The organism is Stenotrophomonas maltophilia (assembly GCF_002799155.1).
Lineage (GTDB): Bacteria > Pseudomonadota > Gammaproteobacteria > Xanthomonadales > Xanthomonadaceae > Stenotrophomonas > Stenotrophomonas maltophilia_R.
Genome location: NZ_NERD01000002.1, coordinates 1,926,215 through 1,949,916, shown reverse-complemented (window position 1 = coordinate 1,949,916; position 23,702 = coordinate 1,926,215). Strand labels below are relative to the sequence as shown.

General features: G+C 69.0%; 11 protein-coding genes. All 11 read left to right on the top strand.

Annotated elements, in window-relative coordinates:
- Positions 1 to 5: 5 nt before the first annotated feature.
- The 11 genes from B9Y82_RS09595 to B9Y82_RS09545 all read left to right on the top strand — a co-directional run bounded on the left by B9Y82_RS09595 (position 6) and on the right by B9Y82_RS09545 (position 23,439).
- On the top strand, positions 6 to 557 hold the full coding sequence (locus tag B9Y82_RS09595) for a hypothetical protein (RefSeq protein WP_100472796.1): 552 nt from the start codon (positions 6 to 8) through the stop codon (positions 555 to 557).
- A gap of 144 nt (positions 558 to 701) precedes the next feature.
- Entirely contained in the window at positions 702 to 1,259 is a 558-nt protein-coding gene (locus B9Y82_RS09590; RefSeq protein WP_238381579.1) for a hypothetical protein, read from the top strand.
- Positions 1,260 to 1,316: 57 nt separating this feature from the next.
- Entirely contained in the window at positions 1,317 to 1,754 is a 438-nt protein-coding gene (gspG, locus tag B9Y82_RS09585; protein ID WP_100472790.1) for a type II secretion system major pseudopilin GspG, read from the top strand.
- Positions 1,755 to 1,763: 9 nt separating this feature from the next.
- On the top strand, positions 1,764 to 2,669 hold the full coding sequence (gene gspK / locus B9Y82_RS09580) for a type II secretion system minor pseudopilin GspK (RefSeq protein ID WP_100472787.1): 906 nt from the start codon (positions 1,764 to 1,766) through the stop codon (positions 2,667 to 2,669).
- Positions 2,666 to 3,829 carry a type II secretion system protein GspL gene (gspL, locus tag B9Y82_RS09575; RefSeq protein ID WP_100472784.1) on the top strand — a complete coding sequence of 388 codons (1,164 nt, stop codon included), beginning with the start codon at positions 2,666 to 2,668 and terminating at the stop codon, positions 3,827 to 3,829. The genes gspK and gspL overlap by 4 nt, the downstream gene beginning before the upstream one ends.
- Positions 3,826 to 4,353 (top strand): type II secretion system protein GspM, encoded by a 528-nt coding sequence (gspM, locus tag B9Y82_RS09570; RefSeq protein WP_100472781.1) that lies wholly within the window; start codon positions 3,826 to 3,828, stop codon positions 4,351 to 4,353. Before gspL ends, gspM begins: the two co-directional genes overlap by 4 nt.
- Positions 4,350 to 6,731 (top strand): type II secretion system secretin GspD, encoded by a 2,382-nt coding sequence (gspD, locus tag B9Y82_RS09565; protein WP_100472778.1) that lies wholly within the window; start codon positions 4,350 to 4,352, stop codon positions 6,729 to 6,731. Before gspM ends, gspD begins: the two co-directional genes overlap by 4 nt.
- Positions 6,728 to 8,161, top strand: a complete 1,434-nt coding sequence (gene gspE / locus B9Y82_RS09560) for a type II secretion system ATPase GspE (RefSeq protein WP_100472775.1) — start codon at positions 6,728 to 6,730, stop codon at positions 8,159 to 8,161. Before gspD ends, gspE begins: the two co-directional genes overlap by 4 nt.
- A gap of 7 nt (positions 8,162 to 8,168) precedes the next feature.
- A complete protein-coding gene (gene gspF, locus B9Y82_RS09555) occupies positions 8,169 to 9,368 on the top strand; it encodes a type II secretion system inner membrane protein GspF (RefSeq protein WP_100472772.1) in 1,200 nt (399 codons plus the stop codon).
- 311 nt (positions 9,369 to 9,679) lie between these two features.
- Entirely contained in the window at positions 9,680 to 10,855 is a 1,176-nt protein-coding gene (locus B9Y82_RS09550) for a substrate-binding domain-containing protein (protein ID WP_100472769.1), read from the top strand.
- 200 nt (positions 10,856 to 11,055) lie between these two features.
- A complete protein-coding gene (locus tag B9Y82_RS09545; protein ID WP_100472766.1) occupies positions 11,056 to 23,439 on the top strand; it encodes a filamentous haemagglutinin family protein in 12,384 nt (4,127 codons plus the stop codon).
- Positions 23,440 to 23,702 lie beyond the last annotated feature (263 nt).

Sequence of the window (23,702 nt, the reverse complement as noted above, 5' to 3'; positions counted from 1 at the left end):
CAAGGATGCGCAACGAGACCATCGGTGTGCTGGATCTGCGCCGCAATCTGTCGGCGTTGCTGGAAACCACCCAGCGACGGCCTTTGATGGTGCACCGCTACGGCTCGCCATGGGTGTGCGTGGTGTCTGACGCACAGTGGCAGCAACAGGCTGTGCTGCTGGACTTCGATCCGCAGTCGCACCCGCTGGCGATGCTGCTGCGCCTGCAGCAGCAGGTGCTGCCGCTGGCTGAAACCGGTGCGTTGCCGCCTGCGGCGCTTGCACGCGCACTGCTGCTGATGGGCATGCATGGCATCGACGATCTGGCGCAGTTGCACGAGCAGGTGCTGCACCACCGGCTGTGGCACTGGTTCGTGGCGGGCACCCGCGGCGTGATGGACGGCTGGCAGCTGCCGGCGCTACGCATTGCGATGGCGTCATGGTGCGATGACGTGGAGATGACGGGTGCGCTGGCTGCGTTCGCCACGCGCAGCGACGTGGCGGTATTGGCCCGGCGCTGCGGCGGCGACGCACCGCGCCTGCTGCGCGAAGCCTGCAGGCGGATGACGCTGCGATGACGGTGCCGATGAAGCACCACCCAGCGCACAGAGTTGCATTCGCGCTGTCGCTTCACCTGCCTTGCTGACGTCTTCTCCAGAGTACGACGCACCACGCGTCGCGGAGCGCGGGCGACGCAGATGGCAGACAGTCGCAGGATCAGCATGCTGGAGCTGGATCGCCACCTGAGCCAGTCACTGGAGCAGGCGCGGCACACGCCCTTGAACGTGCAACGTTACGGGCATTCCTGGGTATGGGTGCTGTCCAGTGATGCCTGGGCGGAAGCGGCGCGCTGGGCGGCGCTGGACAGCAGCGCGCATCCGCTGGCGGCGCTGCGAAGCGCGCTCGATCTGCAGCTGCGGCCCTGGCCGGAAGCGGCCATGAACGCGCTGCCGCTTGAGGCGGGCGATGCGCGGCTGCTGCAACGCGCGGCCCTGCTGCTGGTCGTGCGTGACCTCAACAGTGCGCAGCGCGTCTATGACGACCTGCGCTACCACCAGGCCTACCGGATGTTCATCGGCCTCGACCACGGCACCGCGTGGTCGCCGATGCAGTGCGTGCGCCTGCTGCAGGCGTGCGCGCATCCGCTGGTGCGCGGCTGCATCGACGAAACGCTGGCCAGCGTGCCGCAACACCTGTTCGACGCGGCACGCGCGCAGGCGGCCCCTGCGCCCGCGCAGGCACATGCGCAGCGAATTGCCGGCGGATGTTTATCGTACTGACACATGCACCGCTGACCATGGCGCAGCGGTCTCTTCCAGGATGACGAGGGCGGAACAATGGCAAGGCAGGTTCGTGGTCGCAGGGCTCGGCAGCAGGGGTTCAGCCTGATCGAAATCATGGTGGTGGTGGTGATCATCGGCATCCTCGCCGCATTGATCGTGCCGCGCCTGATGGACCGCCCTGACCAGGCGCGCGTGGTCGCGGCGCGGCAGGATATCGCGGCATTAATGCAGGCGCTGAAACTGTTCAGGCTGGACAATGGGCGCTATCCGAGTGCCGAGCAGGGCCTGCAGGCACTGGTGAAGCCGCCGCAGGGCAGCGGTTCGATGCCGGTTCCGCCGTATCTGGATCGCCTGCCGAATGATCCGTGGGGCCATCCGTACCAGTACCAGAGTCCCGGAACCCATGGCGACATCGACGTGTTCTCGCTGGGTGCGGACAGCAAGCCAGGTGGCGTCGCCGGGAACGCGGATATCGGCTCCTGGCAGCTGTGAGGCGCGCTGATGGCAACCCGGACACGTGCGGTCCCGTGCACCCGCCAGCGTGGCATGGCGGTGATCGTTGCGCTGCTGGTGGTGGCACTGGTGGCGGTGATTGCCACCGCGCTGCTGACCCGGCAGTCGGCGCAGCTGCGCGCGCTGCGTAGCGACCAGTTGCGTGCGCAGGTGCGCATGGCGGTCGACGCCACGCTGGAGCGTGCGGCGCAGCAGCTGCGCGAGGATGTGCGCGAGCAGTTGACTACGGTGCGCAGCGGTCGCTGGGCGCGTCCGCTGACGCTGCAGGCGCCGTTGCCGGTGCAGTTGCAGCTGGTCGACGCGCAGTCGATGTTCAACCTGCGCAACCTGCTGGCGCATGGCGGGCCGGACCCCGAGGCGCGACGCGCGTTCATCGCGTTGTGTGCCGGGCAGGGGCTGGGCCTGGGCGCCTGCGCATCCGCAGCGGACCACATCCAGGCGCGCCTGCGCGACGGCGGCATGCAGGCGCAGGCGCCGCTGCCGCGCGAATCACTGATCGTGCAGGCGCTTCCTGGTGCCGATCCGATGGCGGTGCAGGCGCTGGCGCGACGCACCGTGGTGTTGCCGGCGCAGACCCTGGTCAACGCCAATACCTGCGACCTGAGCGTTCTGCAGGCAGTGACGCCTGCGGTCGAGCCGGCGCGGCTGCAGGCGCTGCTCGGTGAGCGCGACGGTGGCCGTTGGCTGCTCAACCGCGGCGACATCGCCAATCGGCTGCAACTGAGCAACGAACAGATGGCCATGCTTCCCTTGGGCATCCATAGCGAGTGGTTCCTTGCGATCGGCCAGGTGCAGGCCGATGGCAGTGCGGTCGAGTTCCGTGCGTTGCTCTGGCGCGAGTACCGTGACGATGGGGCACGTGTGCAGCGAGTGTGGACGAGGATCGGTGCATGAGCGTGCAGCTACGGGTGCGCCTGCCGCCGCTGGAGCACCTGCGCGCCGACAGCGCAGTGGACTGGGTGCAGCTGCACAAGGGCGAAGTGCTGGCACACGGCCGCGACACACTGGCGGCGCTGGGCCTGCGTCATCCGAATGCGGCGGTGCGCGCCTGCCTTGATCCGCACGACCTGATCCTGCTGGAACTGCAGCTGCCGCCGTTGTCCGGGCGCCGCCTGCAGTCGGCGTTGCAGGGTGAAGTGGAGGCGATGCTGCTGGACGACCTGCAGGAGGTGGCGTTGGCCCACGGTGCGCAGGCGGCGGACGGCACGGTTCCGGTGGCCTGGCTCGGCCAGCAGGCAGTCCTGCAGGCGCAGCAGCTGCTGGCCTCGTGCGCACTGCAGCTGCAGGCACTGTATCCCACGCCATTGCTGCTGCCCTGGCAGGAGGGCCAGGCCACGCTGCAGGTCAGCGGCGAGCACCTGCTTGTGCGCAGCGGGCGCGATCGGGGCTTCGTCCAATGGTGTGGCGGACGTGACGCGTCCGCAGTGATGCAGGCCCTGGCAGTGCGCCTGCAACAGGCCGGCGCGCACGCCGTGCAGTGGCTCGACAGCGTGCCCCCGACGTGGCCGGCGAGCCTGCCCGCCACCGCCGTCGCGCATGAGCGGCAGGCCTGCGGCCCCGTGCCGGCGTGGTCGTTGCCGCTGGCTGGTACTGGCCAGCGGGCGCCCCGGTTGGCGATCGGCCTGGCGTTGGCGGCGGTGCTGCTGGCCGCGCTCGGCCTGCAGCTGCAGGTCTCGCGGTGGCGAAGTGAGGGCGAGGTGCTGCAACAGGGCATGACGCGGCAGTTCAATGCACGCTTCCCGGAGATCACCGATGTGGTGGACCCGGTGCTGCAGGCAAGGCGGGCATTGGCGGTGCCATTGCCACCGCCGCCGTTGCCGCCACTGCAACGCCAGGTGGCCAGCACGCTGCAGGCGGTCCCGGAGTTGGCGGGGCAGGTTCGCAGCCTGCATTACCAGCCGGGCCAGCTGGACATGGCGTTGGACGCCGATGCCCAGGCATTGGCCGATGATCCGCAGCGGCTCGAGCGCTGGCAGCAGGCGGTGCAGGCGCAGGGCCTGCAGCTGGCACGTGGTTCCGATGGACAACTGCGGGTGAGCGGAGCCGGACAGTGACGACCCGCACCCTGCGCTTGGGCGAGGGACTGGCCGGCCTCCGGCAGCGCTGGCAGCGCCTGCCAGCGCGCGACCGGCTGATGCTGTGGGTGATGGTGGTGGCGCTGCTGGCGGCAGGCCTGTGGTCGTTGTGGCTGGACCCCCTGCTGAAGCAGCACGCGTACTGGCAGGCCGAACTCCCACGGCTGCAGGCGCAGTCCCGCGCACTGGCGCCGCTGCTGCGGGCCCGGGAGCGCCAGCAGCAGGCCCAGGGCCAGCGCCCGACGCTGGCCAGCCTGCGGGACGGAATCAGATCCGCCGGCCTTGCCGACGGCCTGCATATCGAAGCGCGCGACGGGCGCTGGCACCTGCAGGTGCAGGCGGTGCCCGCCGACGCGCTATGGAACTGGCTGCTGCCGCTGCTGGCCGACCCGGCCATCGAGCTGCAGCAGCTGCAACTGACACGCACAGGGGATGCGAACATGCCGGCGGCACGGATTTCCGGAAACATCGTGATGGTGGCCACTGCGGGTGCCCATCCATGAGGGCGATGCGCAGCCTTGCCTGCAGTACTGCATTGGCGCTGATCGTGGGCATGGCCCACGTGCCGGCGCCCGTGCTGGCGCAGGACACCCGCGATGAGCCGGTGCAGCTGAACCTGGTGGATACCGATATCGGCGGCGTGCTGCGCATGGCGGCACGGTTCACCGGCCGCCAGTTCCTGGTCGACCCGCGGGTGACCGGCAAGATGACGGTGGTCTCCGATGGCCCGGTCAGCCGTACCCAGGCCTACCAGCTGCTGCTGGGCGCGCTACGCATGCGCGGCTTCGCCGTGGTCGAGAACGGCGGCGTCAGCCGGGTGGTGCCGCAGGCCGACGCCAAGCTGCTCGGTGGCCGGGTGGGCAGCGGCGGTGCAGGGGGCGAGATCGCCACGCGCACCTTCGCGCTGCGCTACGAGAACGCGGCCGCGCTGGTGGCAGTGCTGCGGCCGATGATCAGCCCGGACAACCCGATCACTGCCAACCCAGGCAACAACACCCTGGTGATCACCGACTATGCCGACAACCTGGAGCGCATCGCACGGGTGATCGCCAGCGTCGACACGCCGGCTGGCATGGACACCGATGTGGTGAAGCTGCAGCAGGGCATTGCCGTTGACGTGGCGGCAATGGTCGCGCCGCTGCTGGATGCGCAGGGCGCCGAGCCCAGCCAGAAGGTGGTGGTGATGGCCGACCCGCGCAGCAACAGCGTGCTGCTGCGTTCCAGCAGCCCCGGGCGTACCCGCCTGGCACGGCAGCTGGTGGAGAAGCTGGACCGCGCCCAGGATGAATCCGGCAACCTGCATGTGGTCTACCTGCGCAATGCCCAGGCCAACCAGCTCGCTGGTGTGCTGCGCGGCGTGGTGGCCGGACAGAGCGATGCACCGGCAATGGGCAGCAACGAGGGCATCACGCCACTGCCCGGCGATGCCAACGGTTCCACACCGGCGCAGCCGTCGCAGCCGCAGCAGGCCAAGGCCGGTGGCAATGCGCTGGAATCACAGCGGCTGGACCCGAACCGCCGCGACCCGATCGACGCCGGAAGCACCGGCTTCAGCCAGAACGGCATTTCGGTGCAGGCGGACGTGGCCACCAACACGCTGCTGATTTCGGCCCCCGAGCCGGTGTACCGCAACCTGCGCCGGGTGATCGACCAGCTTGACCAGCGCCGTGCGCAGGTGCTGGTGGAAAGCCTGATCGTGGAGGTCAACCAGACCGACGCCGCCGAGCTGGGCGTGCAGTGGATGCTGGGCAATGGCCGCACCTTCGGCGGCACCCACTTTGGTGGCGCCACCGGCGGCAGTGGGCTCAATACCGGTGCACGCACTACCTTGGACGTGCTGCCAAAGGATGGCCTGAAGATCGGTGTGATCGACGGCACCATCAACCTGCCCGGCGTCGGTCAGATCCTCAACATGAAGGCGCTGGCCAACGCGCTGCAGAGCAAGGGTGGCGCCAACATCCTGTCCACGCCGAACCTGATGACGCTGGACAACGAAGCGGCCAGCATCATGGTCGGCCAGACCGTACCGTTTGTCAGCGGCCGCTACGTGACCGACGGTGGTGGCGGCAGCAACAACCCGTTCCAGACCATCGTGCGCGAGGACGTGGGCCTGAAGCTGCGGGTACGCCCGCAGATCTCCGAGGGCGGCACGGTGAAGCTGGACATCTACCAGGAGGTCAGCAGCATCGACGCGCAGAGCGCCAACAGCACGGCCGGCATCATCACCAACAAGCGCGCCTTGGATACCAGCGTGCTGCTGGACGATGGCCAGATCATGGTGCTGGGTGGCCTGCTGGAAGACAGCGTCAGTCATGGCCGTGATGCGGTTCCGGGGCTGGGCAGGATCCCGGTGCTGGGCGCCTTGTTCCGCAGCGACACGCGCAAGCGCGCCAAGACCAACCTGATGGTGTTCCTGCGCCCGCACGTGGTGCGTGACCCCGCCGCCGGCCAGCGCCTGACCCGCGACCGCTACGACTACATGCGCAACGCGCAGGCGGGTGCGCAGCCGGCGCAGAGCTGGGCATTGCCGGCGCTGTCCGCACCGCAGCTGCCGCCGCAGGATCTGTCCGTGCTGGGCCAGGGCAATGCCCGCGACGGCCAGGGCCAGCCGCTGCAGAACACCAGCCTGGCGGCGTTGTATCCGCCCGGTGAGGGCGACGCGCAGCTGGTGCAGTTCGCGCAGGGGCTGGACCCGGCGCGTGCCAGCCAAGGCGTGGCGCAGGTGCGTGCGCTGGGCCTGCAGGCCTATGCCGAAGCCACGCCGGGCGAGAGCGGGCAACGCCTGCGCGTGCGCCTGCCGCGCGATCCGGCGACGCTGGACCCGGCACTGCAGCAACTGCGCGGGCTGGGCTACACGCCGGAACTGGTGATCGGGCCGTGAGCGCCGCCGCGCCGCTGCCGTACGCCTGGGTGCGCAGCCATGGCGTTATGCTGTCCGAGGCCGGCGGCGAGCCCGTACTGCTGGGCACCGCCGAAACTGCCGCGTGGGCCGTGGCCGAACTGCGGCGCCGGCATGGCCCGCTGCCGTTCCAGGCGCTGGATGCGGCGACCTGGCAACAGCGGCTGGGTGAACAGTACCGTGACGGCGGCGATGCCGCTGCTGTGGTCGGGGCTGCTGAAAGTGAAGTGGATCTGGACCGGCTGATGCAGGACATGCCGGAGGTCACCGATCTGCTGGATGCGCAGGACGATGCGCCGGTGATCCGCATGATCAACGCGCTGCTGGCACAGGCCGCACGCGATGGCGCCAGCGATCTGCACATCGAGCCGTTCGAGACCCACTCGGTGGTGCGCTACCGGGTGGACGGCACGCTGCGCGACATGGTGCAGCCGCGGCGCGCACTGCACGCGGCGCTGGTGTCGCGCATCAAGATCATGGCGCACCTGGACATCGCCGAGAAGCGCCTGCCGCAGGACGGGCGCATCGCGATCCGCGTGGGTGGGCGTCCGCTGGATATCCGTGTCTCCACGGTGCCGACCGGGCATGGCGAGCGCGCCGTGCTGCGACTGCTGGAAAAGGATGCCGGCCGCCTGCAGCTGCAGCGCCTGGGCATGGCCGATGACACCCTGGCCACGTTCACCGGATTGATCCGGCAGCCGCATGGCATCGTGCTGGTCACCGGGCCGACCGGCAGCGGCAAGACCACTTCGCTGTACGCCGCGCTGGGCCAGCTCGACAGCAGCACCAGCAACATCCTCACCGTGGAAGACCCGGTGGAGTACGACTTCGCCGGCATCGGCCAGATCCAGGTCAACGCGCGTATCGGCATGAGCTTCGGCACCGCGCTGCGCGCGATCCTGCGCCAGGACCCGGACACCATCATGATTGGCGAGATCCGCGATCTGGAAACCGCGCAGATTGCGGTGCAGTCGTCGCTGACCGGGCATGGCGTGCTGGCCTCCCTGCACACCAATGACGCGATCTCAGCGGTAACCCGTCTGGCCGACATGGGGGTGGAGCCGTTCCTGCTCGCCTCGTCGCTGCGCGGTGTGCTGGCGCAGCGGTTGGTGCGGCGGCTCTGCACGCAATGCAGGCGTGCCGAGGTGGATGGCGAAGGCCGCACCGTGTGGCGTGCGGTGGGCTGCGCGGCCTGTGCCAACAGCGGCTATCGGGGGCGCACCGGCATCCATGAGCTTTTCGTGGTGGACGATCGCGTGCGTGCGCTGATCCATGAAGGGCAGGGTGAGCCCGCGCTGCGCGAAGCGGCGCGGCATGCCGGCATGCGCACGCTGCGCCAGGACGGCCAGCGTTGGGTCGACAGCGGGGTGACCACGCTGGAAGAAATCCTGCGCGTCACGGGCGACGACTGAGGCCTGCATGGCGCTGTTCGACTACCAGGCCGCCAACGCGCAGGGCCGCATCGAGAAGGGCCAGCTGGACGCGGACAGCCCGCGCGGCGCGCGCCAGCTGCTGCGCGGCCGTGGGTTGACGCCGGTGCAGGTGAGCGCGGCGCGCAACGCCGGCAGTGGCTGGGGCACGCGCCGGCTGTCCGCCAGCGAGTTGGCCTGGGCAACCCGCCAGCTGGCCAGCCTGCTGGCCGCCAGCCTGCCGTTGGAAGGTGCATTGAGTGCGGTGATCGAACAGGCCGAGCGCCCGCATGTGGCCCAGGCACTCACCGCGGTGCGCGCCGACGTACGTGCTGGACAGCGCCTGACCGTGGCATTGGCTGCGCGGCCACGTGATTTTCCGCCGATCTACCGGGCGCTGGTGGGCGCCGGTGAAGACTCCGGCGACCTGGCACGGGTGATGGAGCGCCTGGCTGACTACATCGAAGAGCGCAATGCGCTGCAGGCCAAGGTGCTGACGGCTTTCATCTATCCGGCGGCGATCAGCCTGGTGTCGGTGGCGATCGTGGTCTTCCTGCTCAGCTATGTGGTGCCGCAGGTGGTGACCGCGTTCGTGCAGGCACGGCAAACGCTGCCGATGCTGACCCAGGTGATGCTGGCGGCCAGTGCATTCGTTCGCAGCTGGGGAGTGTGGGCGGGGCTCGGCATCGCTGCGTTGGTGGTGGCATGGCGGTTGGCTCTGCGCAAGCCCGAGCTGCGCCTGCGCTGGGACGCGATGCTGCTGCGGGTGCCGATGGTCGGGCGTTTCGTACTGGGTGTGAACAGTGCGCGCTTTGCCTCGACCCTGGCGATCCTGCTGGATGCCGGCGTGCCGCTGCTGCGTGCATTGGAAGCGGCGCGGCAGACGCTTGGCAATGCACTGCTGGCGCATTGCGCTGATGACGTGTCCGCGCGCGTACGCGAAGGTGCCGCGCTGGGTGCTGCGTTGAAGGTGCAGAAGGTGTATCCGCCGATCCTGGTGCACCTGGTGGCCAGCGGCGAAAAGACCGGCGCATTGGCACCACTGCTGGATCGCGCGGCACAGACGATCTCGCGCGAGATCGAGCGCCGCGCGATGGCACTGACCGCGTTGCTGGAGCCGACCATGATCCTGGTGATGGGCGGCGTGGTGCTGACCATCGTGCTGGCCGTGCTGATGCCGATCATGGAAATGAACCAGCTGGTGCAGTGATGCGCAACGCGCATCACGGGTAGAGTCGACTGTTAGTCGACTGCTTCTCAAACGCACTTCGACAAGTCCAGCGCTTCGCGTGCCAGTCGACTAACAGTCGACTCTACCCGGTGGGCGTCTTCGATTCTCCACACAATCCTCCACACCTTTTTTCGATCTTCCACAGGTTTCTTAAGCGGCCTGTCATCGGCACGGACCAGCATAGCCACGTCGTCGCAGAGCGGGCTGGGAGGCCCCTGGCGACAGCAGGCGTGCAATGACCGTTCCTCCCTTGGCGTTTCCCTTCGCAGTAAACCCTTCAGGAGAAGATCATGACCAAGTACAAGACCCTGGCCGCGCTGGTTGCCACCGCGCTGCTCGCTACCGTGGGCGCCGCGTCGGCGCAGACCGTTACCGGCGGCGGTGCATCGCTGCCGGCCGACCTCTACAAGGGTTCGGCCGACAGCATCCTGCCGGCGAACTTCACCTACGCCGTGACCGGTTCGGGCACCGGCAAGAAGGCGTTCCTGGAAAACAACTCGGCGCTGTTCTCGACCACCGGCACCGTGCATTTCGCCGGCAGCGATTCGGTGCTGAGCAGCACCGAGCTGAACACCTACACCACCAACTTCAACCAGCCGACCAATGCCAACCGCTACGGCGCGCTGATCCAGGTGCCGTCGGTGGCCACCTCGGTCACCATTCCGTTCAACAAGGCCGGTTCGGCGGTGGACCTGAGCGTGGCGCAGATCTGCGGCGTGTTCTCGGGCGCGATCAGCGACTGGTCGACCATCGATGCCAACCGCAGCGGCCCGATCCAGGTGGTGTACCGCCCGGAAAGCAGCGGTACCAGCGAAATGTTCAGCCGCTTCCTGACCGCCGCCTGTGCCGCTGAGAACGCTGAAACCTCGAAGCTGGTGGGTGGCAAGTTCGCCATCAAGTCGACCTTCGCCGACCTGTACAAGCGCGATGACAACGGCGCCTTGCCGGCGTTCCTGGTGGCCGCCCCGGCCACCGGTGGCACCTCGCTGTACAACGCTGTCTACGCTGCTGACGGCCGTATCGGCTACGTCGGCCCGGACGTGATCCCGAGCCTGACCGATGCGACCAAGGTCGCCAAGGTCAAGGGCTTCTCGCCGGACCAGGTGAGCGTGCAGGCTACCCTGGACACCGTCGCTCCGCCGACCGGCGCCGCAGCCGAGGACCCCGCCAACTGGGTGCCGGTGTTCGGCAACCCGTCGGCCGGCTATCCGATCGCCGGCTACACCAACCTGGTGATCGGCCAGTGCTACAAGGATTCGAGCGTCGCCACCAGCCTGCGCGGCTTCCTGGCCCGCCACTATCCGGCGACCTACACCGTCGCGTATGAGAAGTCGATCACCGACCACGGCTTCATCCCGCTGACCAAGGCCTGGCGCGATGCGATCCGCAACCGCTTCGTGCTGGCCAGCAGCGCTGCCGGCCTGAACAACCCCAGCACCTGCTCGGGCATCGGTCGTCCGCTGTAATCCGCAGCACTGGTTGAGTCCTGCTTGACCCGACGCCGGCCTCCTGGGCCGGCGTCGCCATTTCCGCGACGGTGCCGCCACTGCAGTGTTTCGCTGTCGGCTTCGTGTCACATGAACCGTCTATCAGGGGCAGGGCATGCGTTGCGCGTGCCTCCCCGATCGTCGCCGCAGCCGCGGCCCACCAGGTTGATGAGGTTCCGATGTCGCACCCGCTCCCGTCCGCTGTTCATCCGGCCGCGCCGATGCGCCGCAATCATCCGATGGCGTGGGCCATCGCGGTCGCCCTGGGCAGCATGGTGGCCCCGGCCAGCCAGGCGCAGCAGGCATTCAGTCCGGGCTGGTTCGCCGAACGCGGCGCGGCCCAGGGCAGCGCGGCACAGAGTGGCCGCATGCCCAACGGCGTGCCGATCCAGTTCCAGTTGCCGGCCCAGCAGCAGGATGCAGCACGGCAGAAGCTGCAGCAGTCGATCGACAATCTCGGCACCGCGGCGCAGGCGATTGCCCTGCAGCAGCGCTTGCAGGAACAGGCGCGGCAGGCGCGCCGCGAGGCTGGCTTCATCGTTGCCGATGGCCTCGGCAAGGACGGCCTGAGCGTCGACCAGAACCCGCTGACCCGTGGCTGGCTCAACGCGCGCGACGCGGTCCAGTCGCAGGGCAGCGACGGGCGGGTGCAGGTCACGGTCGAGCAGACCGCGGATAAGGCGATCCTGAACTGGGAGACCTTCAACATCGGCGGTAACACCACGCTGAACTTCCTGCAGAACCCTGACTGGGCCGTGCTGAACCGGGTCAATGACCCGGGTGCGCGGCCCAGCCAGATCCTGGGGCAGCTCAACGCCAATGGCACGGTGTTCGTGGCCAACCGCAATGGCGTGGTGTTCGGCAACAACAGCCAGGTCAATGTACGTAACCTGCTGGCAGCCGCAGCACGGATCAGCGATGCGCAGTTCCGCGACAACGGCCTGTACAGCCCCGACGCCAGCAGCAGCGCGCTCAGCGATGCATTCGGCAAGGTGATGGTGGAGCAGGGCGCCCGCATCGCGACCCATGAGCCGACCAGTGCGACGCGCGGCGGTGGTTACGTGCTGCTGGCCGGGCACAGCGTGGAGAATGCAGGACATATCGAGGCGCGCAAGGGCCAGGTGCAGCTCGCTGCCGGTGACAGTTTCGTGATCCGGCGCGGCGTGGGTACGGCGACCAATACCAGCTCCACCACCCGCGGCAATGAAATCGCGCCGCGCTTCATCGCTGGCAGCACGGCTGGCAGCGTGCGCAACACCGGCCTGCTGCGCGCCCGCGAGGGTGACGTGACCCTGGCCGGGCGCAGCGTCGAGCAGGCCGGTGTGGCCGTGGCCAGCACCACGCTTGCGCAGCGCGGCACCGTGCATCTTCTGGCTTCGGCCAGTGATGCCGGCAGCAGCGTCACGCTTGCCGATGGAGCCACCACGGCGGTGCTGATCGAGGACGATGGCAAGGCTACGGTGCTGGATACGCAGCGCGACAGCCTCATCAAGGAATCGGCAGAGCAGGACGCGATCCGCGCCGGCGCGCGCTCGGCAACCTTCGACAATCTGTCCCAGCACAATGATCGCCGGGACCAGTCGCGGGTGGAGATCGTCTCGGGTGGCAACATCCATTTCAGTGCGGATTCGCTGACGGTTGCCACGGGCGGCCAGATCATTGCCGATGCGGCGGCCCGCAGCTACGTAGACGACGCGGCACGCGTGGATGTTTCCGGTGCAGTGGGCGTACAGGTGTCGATGGAGAGCAACAATGTCCAGGTCAAGGTGCAGGGCAACGAACTGCGCGATGCCCTGGACAACCGCGACAGCGGCAAGCTGACCAGCAGCGAGGTCTGGGTCGACCGCCGCCGGCTGGTCCACGTTCCGGCCGGTACCGGGGGCTACGAGGGTGAGCGCTGGTACGCGGCGGGTGGCCTGCTGGAAGTGGGCGGCTACCTCGACAACCAGGGGCACTCGATCGGCGAATGGGCCGCGCAGGGAGGCACCGTCCTGCTGGGCGGCAGGGAAGTGATCACGCATGGCGGCTCACGCATCAACCTTGCCGGTGGCAGTCTGGATGTGCAGAGCGGCGTGATCCGGCAGAGCTGGGTGCGCGGCGTCGATGGCCAGGTCTACCGCCTCGATGATGCGCCGGCGGAGATGCTGTTCGATGGGTTGTACAGCGGCCATGAAGTAAAGCAGGAGCGCTGGGGCATCACCGAGACCTTCCGTGATCCGATCGTATTCGCGGCGCAGCGTGTCGATAACGGGTACACGGTCGGCCGCGACGCAGGACGCCTGATCGTCTCCGCACCGACCGCGGTGCTGGATGGGCAGGTTGAGACTGCCACCTTCCAGGGCGCGCAGCAGAACCGCAGGCCGGATTCCGCGCTGGAGGGTTATGCGCAGGCGCAGACGGCGGCCGCACGCAACGCGCAGCTGTACCTGGGGCGCTACGACGGCCAGGGCCGCAGCGGTGTGTTCGGCTCGGAGGTGCGCCTGGATGACAAGGCTCCGACGAAGGCGGCGTGGTCGCTGCTGGCGCCGGTCAACGAGGAGCGGCGTGACACAGTGTGGCTGGATACCGCAGAGCTGAGTGCCCAGCAGTGGGGACGGATCGACCTGGCGACCGCCGATCGCATCCGCATCGATGGCAGCCTTCGCCTTCAGGCAGGCGGACAGCTCAATCTGACCGGCAGCGAGGTGGAACTGGCAGGCGACATCGGCATTGCCGGCGGCCAGCTGTCGGCGGGCAACCTGCTGGATGTCCAGGGCCGGCCGACGGCGCTGCTGCACGATGGCCGCGCCCGCACCGCCATTGCCGACGGCACGCGGATCGATCTCTCCGGTGAATGGAGCAATGCGTCACTGGCGATGCCGCTCGACGCCAGCGGTGCCTGGACGGATGGCGGTCGCCTGAGCCTGAGCAACAGTCATGACGTGGTCGTGGGCGCCGAGGCATCGGTTGACGTGGAGGCCGGCGCCGCGTTGGACCTGCGCGGCAAGGGCCGCATCGGCAAAGGGGGCAGCGTCAGCCTGCAGGCGAACAGCAGCACGGTTGCGACCGACGGCAGTGGACGGGTGCAGCTGGGCGAGGGGAGCCGGTTCAGTGGCCGAGGACAGGGCAGTGGATCCTTCTCGCTGGGAACCGGTGGCCACGTTCGGGTGGGCGATGCGGACCCGGCGGGTGCGTCGCTGCGACTGGACCCCGGCCTGTTCGGCAGTGGCTTTGCGCAGTACGACATCAATGGCCACCAGGGCCTGGAGGTGACCGATGGCGCGCAGCTGGTCGCTGCCCTGCCGGGCCTGCAGCTGACCCAGGGCGCTCGGATGGCGACTGATCGGGCGAGCGCGCTGGCGGCGTGGGATGCGCCGCTGTACAGCGCCGATCCGTCGAGCGGGCGCGTCAGCCAGCGCGCAGGCGCGAGCATCAGCCTGCGTTCGGACCGCAACAGCGTGGGCGGTGACCTGCGGGTCGGCACGGATGCACTGGTGGCGGTCGATCCAGGGCAGACGATCTCGCTGCTTGGTGCAGGCAACATCGATGTTGAAGGCACGCTGCGCGCCAAGGGCGGCCGCATCCTGATCGACGATGTGCGACCGGAAAACGCGCTGTACGCCGGGCAGCGCACCGAACGCACCTGGCGTTTCGCCGAAGGCGCGCTGCTGGATGCCGATGCCGACGCGATTTCGCTGCCCGATGCCAGCGGCCGCCTGCGCGGGCAGGTGCGCGCGGGCGGACGCATCGAGATTGGTGGGGCGCTGGACTGGGAGAGCACAGCATTCGTCGACAACCGTCCACCGGAAGCCTTCGTGGTGGTCGAACGCGGTGCGCGCCTGCAGGCGCGGGGCGCGTCGGCCGAACTGGACATCGACGGCCAGGGCCGTGTGCGCGTGGACAGCGACGGCGGGCAGATCGTGCTGCGCTCTGCCAATGCGCTGTACCTGGACGGCGGGATGGACGCGGCCGCCGGTGGTGCCGGCGCACGCGGCGGCACGCTTGGCCTGGCCTTTGGCGGCAGCATCCATGCACGTGGCGCCAGCGATGAGGTACTGCGGGCGCGTGCGATCAGCCTCAGCCAGCACAACGCACCGGCGCAGCCACTGCCGGCCGCATTGGAATATGGCCACGCCGCGTTGTCGGTCGAGCAGCTGCAGGCCGGCGGCTTCGGTAGCCTGTCCGTGTTCGGTGACATCCGCGCCGCCGGCGATGTCGACCTGCGCCTGGCCCAGAGCCTGCGCTTCCACGGCCAGGGAACGTCGAGCCTGGGCATGGCCGTGGATGCCGGGCCGTCCTCGGGGCTGCGACTGAGTGCGCCCTACGTCCGCCTGGCGCAGGCACGCTGGCGCCAGCTGCCGGGCGAGAACCTGCTGGTCACGGCCGATGTTGCCTCGGCGGCGCCGGACCAGCATGCGCTGGCGGTGCAGGCCGAGCTGATCGACATCCGCGACGTCACCTGGCTGCCCGGGTTCGAACACGTGGCGCTGGAAAGCCGCAGTGATGTGCGCCTGACCAACAGCATTGCCAGCAATGGCAACACCAGCGCGTTGATGACGGCCGGTTCGATGGATGTGACCGCTGCCCGCCTGTACCCCACCACGGGTGCGGCCGGCACGCTGGTGGCCGGCGCTTCTGCGCAGACCGTGCAGACCGCTGATTACTGGGCTGATCCAGATGCCGTGCTGCGCATCCACGGCATCGGTGCGGGTACGCAGCCGGCGCCGGAATCGGCGCGGGGCACGCTTCGCCTGGTGGCCGCCACGGTGCAGCAGGGCGGCAACGTACAGGTGCCGATGGGCACGCTGCAGCTGGGCGGCCTGATCCAGAACGGAACCGTCGGCAGCCGGGTGGAACTGCTCCCGGGCAGCGTTACCTCCACCAGCGGTGCCGGCCTGTCGCTGCCCTATGGTGGCACCGTCGATGGTGTCGACTGGCGGGTCGGCACGCGCAGCGTGAGTTCGCTGACGCCGGCCGGCATCTCCTCGATGGGGGTGACCCTGAAGGCCAACGAGGTCGAGGTGGCGCCGGGGGCACTGCTGGACATGTCCGGCGGTGGTGAGTTGACGGGTGCGGCCTTCGTGTCCGGGCGCGGCGGCTCTGTCGACGTGCTGCGCACGGCGTTGGCCGACGCCAATCCGCGCTATGAATTCAGTGCGTCGGGCAACCCGGTGTATGCAATCGTGCCAGGACGCGCCGGGACATTCGCCCCCAGCGGCGAGGAAGGATTCGCCGCACCGGGGGTGGGTCAGCAGATCACCGTGCCGGCGGGCGTGCCCGGCCTGGTGGCAGGCACCTACACGCTGATGCCGGCCAGCTATGCGCTGCAGCCCGGTGCCTTCCGGGTGGAGCTGGGCGCCACCGGTACCTCGGGCATCGCGCAACCCATCGCGACCGGCACCGGCACCTGGCGTGTGTCCGGGCAGCAGCGCGCGGCGCTGGGCGCGGCAATCTCGCCGTTGCTCACCGACATCCTGCTGACCCCCGCCGCGGTGGTACGCCGGCACTCGGGCTACAACGAAACCTCCTACAACAGCTTCGCGCAATCGGTGGCCGACCGCCGCGGCGAGTCGCGCGGCTGGCAGACCATCGATGCGCTCGGGTTGACCCTGGCGCTGGGCGAAGGCGCAGGTCGTGCAGACACGCCTGCCATCCGCTTCGCCGGCACCGCGCGGTTCGGCGCCGCCACCGACAACGGGCGCGGCGGCACGCTGACAGCCACGTTGGCCAGCCCGGCGGTCGGTTCACTGGAGATCGTCGATGGCGGTGCACAATCGCAGGCGCGTGATCGCGGTGCCACCTTCAGCGACGACGCGCTCAATGCCTTCCTGCCTGTGCGGATGATGATCGGCGGGCAGTTCAACCAGGTGACTTCGCAGGTGGCGGTGACCGGCCAGGCACGCAGCGTGGCGATCCGTTCCGGAGTCACCCTGAACGCACCGGAAGTGCTGGTGGCAGCGGCCTCCGGTGGCAGCGGCGTGCTGGTCGAGGCCGGTGCGACCCTCGATACACTGCCGTTCGCATCCGCCAACGCGGATGCCAGGGCGACGCTGCCTTACCAGGTCTCCGGCGGCCTGCTGGCGGTGTCCAACCAGCGCCTGAACCTGATCACCGGCACCACCGGCGTGGAGGCCGGTCCGGTGGCAATCGACATCGGGGGGTGCCAGACGGCGTGCGACGGCCAGACCCGGCTGGTTTCCGATGGCAGCATCGCGGTAGCGACCGATGGCACGCTGCAGATGCGCGACTCGGCCAGCTATGGCACCCGTCAGCTCGGCCTGAGCATGGCGGCGCTGAACCTCGGCAGTGCCGAAGCGATCGCGCAGGCCGCTGCGGCAGGGGCGCTGCCCAGTGGCATGACCATGAACCAGTCCGTGCTGCAGCAACTGCTGCGCGGCAATGATGCCACCGGCGCGCCGGCGCTGGACACGCTGAGCCTAATCGCACGGGATTCGGTCAACGTCTTCGGCAGCGTCGACCTGGATGCGCGCGACAGTGCCACCGGCCGCGGTGGCCTGCAGACGCTGGTACTGGGCGCGCAGGCCATCCATGGCTATGGTGCGGCGAGCGACCGTGCGCGCATCCTGGTGGACACGCTGGTCTGGGACGGCTCATTGGCGGCGAGCCAGGCGCCGGGCAGCGACGCGTCGGTGCCGCCGGCCGATCCGATGGTGGACCGGCTCGGCGCCGGGCAGCTGGACATCGTCACCCGCAACCTGCAGCTGGCGCGCGCCCCGTTCAGCCGTCCCAGCTCCGAGGTGCCTGCCAACCGTCAGGTACTCGGATTCAGTGCGCTGAACCTGAGTGCTTCGGAGCAGCTGTCGTTCTCCGCGCAGGGCACGCTGGACGTGTTCCAGCAGCGCGGCGACTATCTGGCCGACAAGGGCTGGCAGTACAGCGGAGGCAGCCTGGGTATCGATACACCGCTGTTGACCGCCGATCCCGCCGCGCAGCTGCGCGTGCGCACCGGCGGCGACTTCCGCCTGCAGGGGGGCACCGGCAAGGCGGGTGGCGATGCACTGGGCAGTGAGCTGAGCATCGACGCCAACCGGATCACGCTGGACAGCACGATCGCGCTGGCGTCAGGACGGCTGTCTGCGAACGCGCGCGAGGGCATCACGCTTGGCAGCCGGGCGGCGCTGGACCTTGCCGGGCGCAAGGTCTCGCTGTACGACGTGGACAAGTTCAGCTGGGGCGGTGATGTCCTGCTGTCCAGCGACACGGGGGACATCCGCACCGATGCGGCCTCCCGCATCGATGTTTCCGCCCGCAACAACCGCGGCGGGCGCATGACGGTCACCGCAATGGCCGGCCGAGCCGATCTGGCCGGTGATCTGCAGGGCACCGCCAGTGGCCGCTACGATGCCGGTGGCACGCTGGTGCCCTACGACGGTGGTGAACTGGTGGTGCGGGCACGTCAGTTGCAGGACTTCACCGGCCTCAACCAGCGATTGACCGCCGGCGGCGTCGTCGGTGGTCGCAGCTTCCAGATCGGTGAAGGCGATCTGCGGATCGGCGACGAAGTGAAGGCGCGCCGGGTCGACATCAGTGTCGACGCGGGCAGCATGACCGTGGCCGGCCGCATCGATGCCAGCGGCGAGCAGGTCGGCAGCATCCGCCTGTACGCCCGTGATCAGTTGCAGGTGGACGGCACGCTGGACGCGCACGGTACCGGCCTGCGCGTGGACAGCCATGGCAAGATCATCGACAGTCCGAACCGGGCCACCATCACGCTGGGCAGCGCCGAAGGCGCCGTTGGTCTGGGCAGCGCGGCGCACCTGGACATGCGTGCAGGCAGCGACGTTGCCCTCGGTGACGGCCCTGGACAGAACGACGGCATGGCGCGGGGCTCGTTGAAGATCGATGTGCCGCGGCTGGGCAGCAACGACGCGGCGATTGCTGCGGCCAGCGGCCTGCGCATCGATGGCGCGGCCGACATCCAGCTCAATGGTGTCCGTCGCTACGACGATGCGCCCCTGGCCACCACCGCTGATGTGCGCGGCAACCGCGCGCAGCTGCTCACCCAGCAGTGGCTGGACCAGGTGGTCGATCCGCACAGCGTGGCCTGGATCGATGGCGCGCTGGGCAATCCGGATCTGCAGCAGCGCACCGCCGCGCTGGGCGACGTCCGCCTGCGTCCCGGCGTGCAGGTGGTGGCGCGGCGCAGCGAGGCCAATCCCGAGGGCGACCTGACCATTGCCGGCGACATCGATCTGTCCGGCTACCGCTACGGGCCCGAAGCCAACCGCGCCGATCCATCGCGGCGTGGCTTCGGTGAATCGGCTTCGCTGGTACTGCGCGCCGAAGGCAACATCAACGTCTATGGCAGCATCAACGATGGTTTCGCACCGCCGCCGTCCACGCCGGACGAGGGCGGTTGGCAGTTGTATGAGGCTCGCAATGGCAGCGCCGGGCACACCCCCTTCGGTGGCGACCTGGTGGTGCCGGTGGACGGAGTGAAGCTGCAGCCCGGCACCGAGTTCCAGGCCGGCACCCGCCTGAACTATGACGTGCCGGTCGAATCGGTAACCCTTCCGGTCGGTACCGTGCTGCCCGCGCCGATGGTGATCTCGCAGACCCTGCGCCTGCCTGCGGGCACGGTGCTGGGTGCGGCGGTGACCACCGACTCCGGGCAGACGCTGGCGGCGGGCACCGTGCTGCAGGAGCCGCTGGTGCTGGCGGCCGGTGCGCGCCTGGGGGCCGGCTTCCGCCTGCGCAGCGCCGTACAGATGGCGGCACAGGAGTGGCCCGCCGGCGCGGTGCTGCCGGTTGCGCTGCGCCTGGCACGCGAAGTCGAGCTCAAGGTGGGCGCCTACATCCCATCGTTGACCAAGGTGGAGCTGCCCGGCAACGGGCCGGTGAATCTGCGGCCGGCCGATGCCAACGGCAACCAGGGGCGCAACTGGGCGCTGGCGCCGATGCTGGCCGAGGGCACCACCTCCTGGGACCTGACCGTGGTTGCCGGTGCCGATTCCGGGGCGGCCGATCCACGCAGCCGGCGCTGGGGCGCCGAAGGCAGCGTGGTGCTGGCCGATACCCACCAGGGCTCAATCGGTACGGTCAAGACCGAAATCATCTGGGTGGGTGATCGTGTGTTGACTGAGCGGGCATCGCTGGACTGGATCGGCGACACCTCCTATGCGGGCCGTCCGATCGCGGAGCTGGCCGACATGTACGGCTTCACCGAAGATGAGTTCTGTGCGATGTCGGCTGACTACTGCGGCCCGGCCCCCCGCCAGGTGGCCGCGCAGGGCTCGCTGGATTACTGGGGCGATGAGTCCTACGTGGGCACCCCTGCGAAGGACTTCGCGGCGATGTTCGGCATGACCGAAGACGAGTTCTGCAGCACCGCACCCAGCTACTGCGCCGGCGGTGGCACGCAGACCGAAGTGACCACCTACGGCAAGCGCGCGGGCACGCCGGCCTGGAGCGTGCTGCGCACCGGCAAGGGGGACCTGGAACTGCTCGCTGCCGGTGATGTCGTGATGAAGTCCGGCTTCGGTGTGTACACGGCGGGCACTCCCACCACGCTGGGCGAGGGCCGCGACGCTGCCTTCAATTCGCCCCGTGCAGCAGCCCCCAGGAACACCGCACTGCTGGGTCCGAACCTGGTGCCGGGCAGCTATGATGCCGCGTTGGCCGGCTACCAGGCCTGGTATCCCGATCATGGCGGCAACCTGCGCGTCGAAGCCGGGCGAGATATCGTCGGTGACGTCTGGACCGGGCGCGCAGAGTCGGGCACCAGCGAGCGTGACTGGGCGCTGTACTCCAGTGCCGCGGTCGGCAACTGGCTGTGGCGGCAGGGAACCGGCAGCACCACCGGCGTGGAGCCGGTGCCGACCAGCTGGTGGGTGAACTTTGGCGCCTACACCAACGTGTCCGCTGCTGCTGGCGCCTCTCCGCGGATGGTCGGCTTCACCGGCTTCGGTACATTGGGCGGCGGCAACTTGACGCTGGAGGCCGGGCGTGACGCCGGCGTGCGCGATGCGATAGGTGACGCGCTGGACTCGACGATCGCACCGCGCTCAGGTGCGATCATCGCGGCGGTGGGATCGACCGGCCGGGTCAGCGATGGCCAGCTGCACCTGACCGGCGGCGGCGACCTGCAACTGCGTATCGGTGGCGCACTGAATCCGAATCTGCGGGCGACGTTCTCCAGCCTCAATGCCTCCAGGGCGGGACAGAATCTCGACCTCAACGGTACCTTCAGCAATCTGCGTGGCAGCCTGCAGCTGGATGCGGGACGCATCGGTGCAATGGGCGTCACCCTGGAAAGCTACGCGACGCTGGGCCAGCTGCGTGCGGCCGATCTGTTCGCCGCCGACGCCGCTCGCCCGATGGGCGGGCCGGTGCTGGTGCTGGGCGATGCGGTCGCGCAGCTGCAGGCGCGGGGTGACGTCGTGCTCGGCGGCGTCGCCGATGCCGGTCGGGTTCCACTGGCCAACTACAGCGCGGTGGTGCAGGACAACGGCAGCCGCGCTGCGGGCAGCACCTGGTTCTCCCTGTGGACCGACACGACCGCCGTGGACCTGTTCAGTGCCGGTGGCGACCTGGCGCCGGGCCTGGCCGGGCCGGAGAACGTGACCGGCAGCAATCTGTGGCCCGAGCAGGTTGCGCTGGCACCGGGCAGCCGGGAGGAGCTGCTGAACTACTGGCTCTATCCTTCGCGCTTCAGCGCCGTTGCTGCGCAGGGCGACGTCAAGCTGGACCGGATCAGCACCACGCCGGGGACGCAGGATGTGATCCTGCTGGCACCCTCGGCGACAGGACGGCTGGACGTCCTGGCCGGTGGCGGCATCTTCGCCCAGCGTGGCGCGACCCAGATCGCGCGCTCCGCCAGCGACGCGCGCCTGCCGGGACCCTTCGACCCTGCATTCATGGCCGAGCAGGGGGATTCCAGCGGCAATGTGACCCGCTCGCGTCACAACCTGTCGGTCGACGGCAACATTGCATCGCCGCAGGCGTCGCTTCCGCTGTTTGCGTTCGGTCCGAATACTCCGCTGTCCACCGTGTCTGCGGCCCTGGCGCCGAGCCGCTTCTACGCGGTGCAGGGCGACATCATCGGTCTGGCCACCGGCGCCCAACGCACGCTGACTCCCAACGGGGGGCAGCGCACGCAGCTGAACTGGTTCGAGGCCGCCGGCGCCGTGCAACTGCGGGCAGGCCGGGACATCCTCGGGGTGTCGATGACCGCGCTGAACACCGCGTCCACCGACTTCACGGTGGTGGCGGCGGGCCGCGACATCGTGCATCTGAACGCGATCATCGCCGGCCCCGGCAACACCGAGATCAGTGCCGGCCGCCAGCTGCGCCAGGAGGATGCGGGCAGCATCGTCAGCCTCGGTGGCATCGTGCAGGGCGATACCCGTCCCGGCGCCAGCATCGCGCTGACGGCCGGCAACCAGCAGATCGATTTCGCGGCCCTGCGTGCCCGCTATCTGGATCCTGCGAATCTGGCCGATCCCGCGCAATCGCTCGCGTCGCAGCCGGGCAAGGCCGTCAAGGTCTACAACCAGGAGCTGAAGCAGTGGCTGCAGCAGCGCTTCGGCGTGGCTGCCGACGGCGACGGGGCGCTGGCTGCATTCGACGCACTGCCGCAGGAACAGCAGCGCATCTTCCTGCGCCAGGTGTACTACGCCGAACTGCGCGAAGGTGGGCGTGAGTACACCGATGCAGAAGGGCCCCGCTTCGGCTCCTACCTGCGCGGGCGCGAAGCCATCGCCACGCTGATGCCGGACAGGAATGCGGCCGGTGCGACGATCGACCGTACCGGCGATATCGTGATGTACGGCGGTTCCGGCGTGCGCACCGAGGCGGGCGGCAACATCGAACTGATGGCACCGGGCGGACAGATCGTGGTCGGCGTACAGGGCGTGGTGCCGCCTGCCACCGCCGGCCTCGTCACCCAGGGGCAGGGCGATATCCGCCTGTTCAGCCAGGACAGCGTGCTGCTGGGCCTGTCGCGGGTGATGACCACGTTCGGCGGCGACATCCTGGCCTGGTCGGAGCAGGGTGACATCAATGCCGGTCGCGGTTCGCAGACGACGCTGCTGTACACGCCACCGCGTCGCCTCTATGACGGCTGGGGCAATGTGATCCTGTCGCCGCAGGCTCCCGCCAGTGGCGCAGGCATTGCGACCTTGAACCCCATCGCCGAAGTGCCGCCGGGCGACGTCGACCTGATCGCGCCGCTGGGCACCATCGATGCGGGCGAGGCCGGTATCCGCGTCTCGGGCAACATCAATCTGGCGGCGCTGCAGGTGCTCAACGCCGCCAATATCCAGGTACAGGGCGAGAGCAAGGGCCTGCCGGTGCTGGCCACGGTGAACGTCAATGCGCTGGCCTCGGCCAGTGCGGCGGCGAACAGTGCCAGCCAGGCCGCACAGGATGTGATGCGCAAGAGCCAGGACGATGCACGGCGCAACCAGCCATCGGTGATCAGCGTGCAGATTCTGGGCTTTGGCAGTGGTACAAGCAGCATCGCTCCGCCTGCGCGTGGCACGACCGCCGGCAGTGGCTACGACGCCAACAGCGCCTTCCAGTTCCCGCAGGCCAGCCGGGACGAGGGCACCGAGCGCCGCTAGGCATCCACGCCCCGGCAGGTGCCGACCTTGGTCGGCACGCATTGCCCGGTGCAGCGCATCGGGCTGCAGCATCGGGCCAGCCGCCACGGAACGGTGGCGGCCCCAGCCAGGACGGCACGGAGGGCAGGGAGCGGCCATCAGCGGTGAGGACCACCGACACAGCGCCGTCGGGTGCAGGAGAGCACCCGGCGGCAGGAGGGCAGGGGATCCATGCCATGCCTGGAGCAGTCTCTGCAGTAGATCCTCGCCATGCGTGGATGCGG

Bases quoted from the DNA above. Each gene is read 5' to 3' on its own strand.
- gspK (WP_100472787.1), top strand. From the start codon at position 1,764: ATGGCAACCCGGACACGTGCGGTCCCGTGCACCCGCCAGCGTGGCATG.
- B9Y82_RS09590 (WP_238381579.1), top strand. From the start codon at position 702: ATGCTGGAGCTGGATCGCCACCTGAGCCAGTCACTGGAGCAGGCGCGG.
- B9Y82_RS09545 (WP_100472766.1), top strand. From the start codon at position 11,056: ATGTCGCACCCGCTCCCGTCCGCTGTTCATCCGGCCGCGCCGATGCGC.
- gspG (WP_100472790.1), top strand. From the start codon at position 1,317: ATGGCAAGGCAGGTTCGTGGTCGCAGGGCTCGGCAGCAGGGGTTCAGC.
- gspL (WP_100472784.1), top strand. From the start codon at position 2,666: ATGAGCGTGCAGCTACGGGTGCGCCTGCCGCCGCTGGAGCACCTGCGC.
- B9Y82_RS09595 (WP_100472796.1), top strand. From the start codon at position 6: ATGCGCAACGAGACCATCGGTGTGCTGGATCTGCGCCGCAATCTGTCG.
- gspD (WP_100472778.1), top strand. From the start codon at position 4,350: ATGAGGGCGATGCGCAGCCTTGCCTGCAGTACTGCATTGGCGCTGATC.
- B9Y82_RS09550 (WP_100472769.1), top strand. From the start codon at position 9,680: ATGACCAAGTACAAGACCCTGGCCGCGCTGGTTGCCACCGCGCTGCTC.
- gspF (WP_100472772.1), top strand. From the start codon at position 8,169: ATGGCGCTGTTCGACTACCAGGCCGCCAACGCGCAGGGCCGCATCGAG.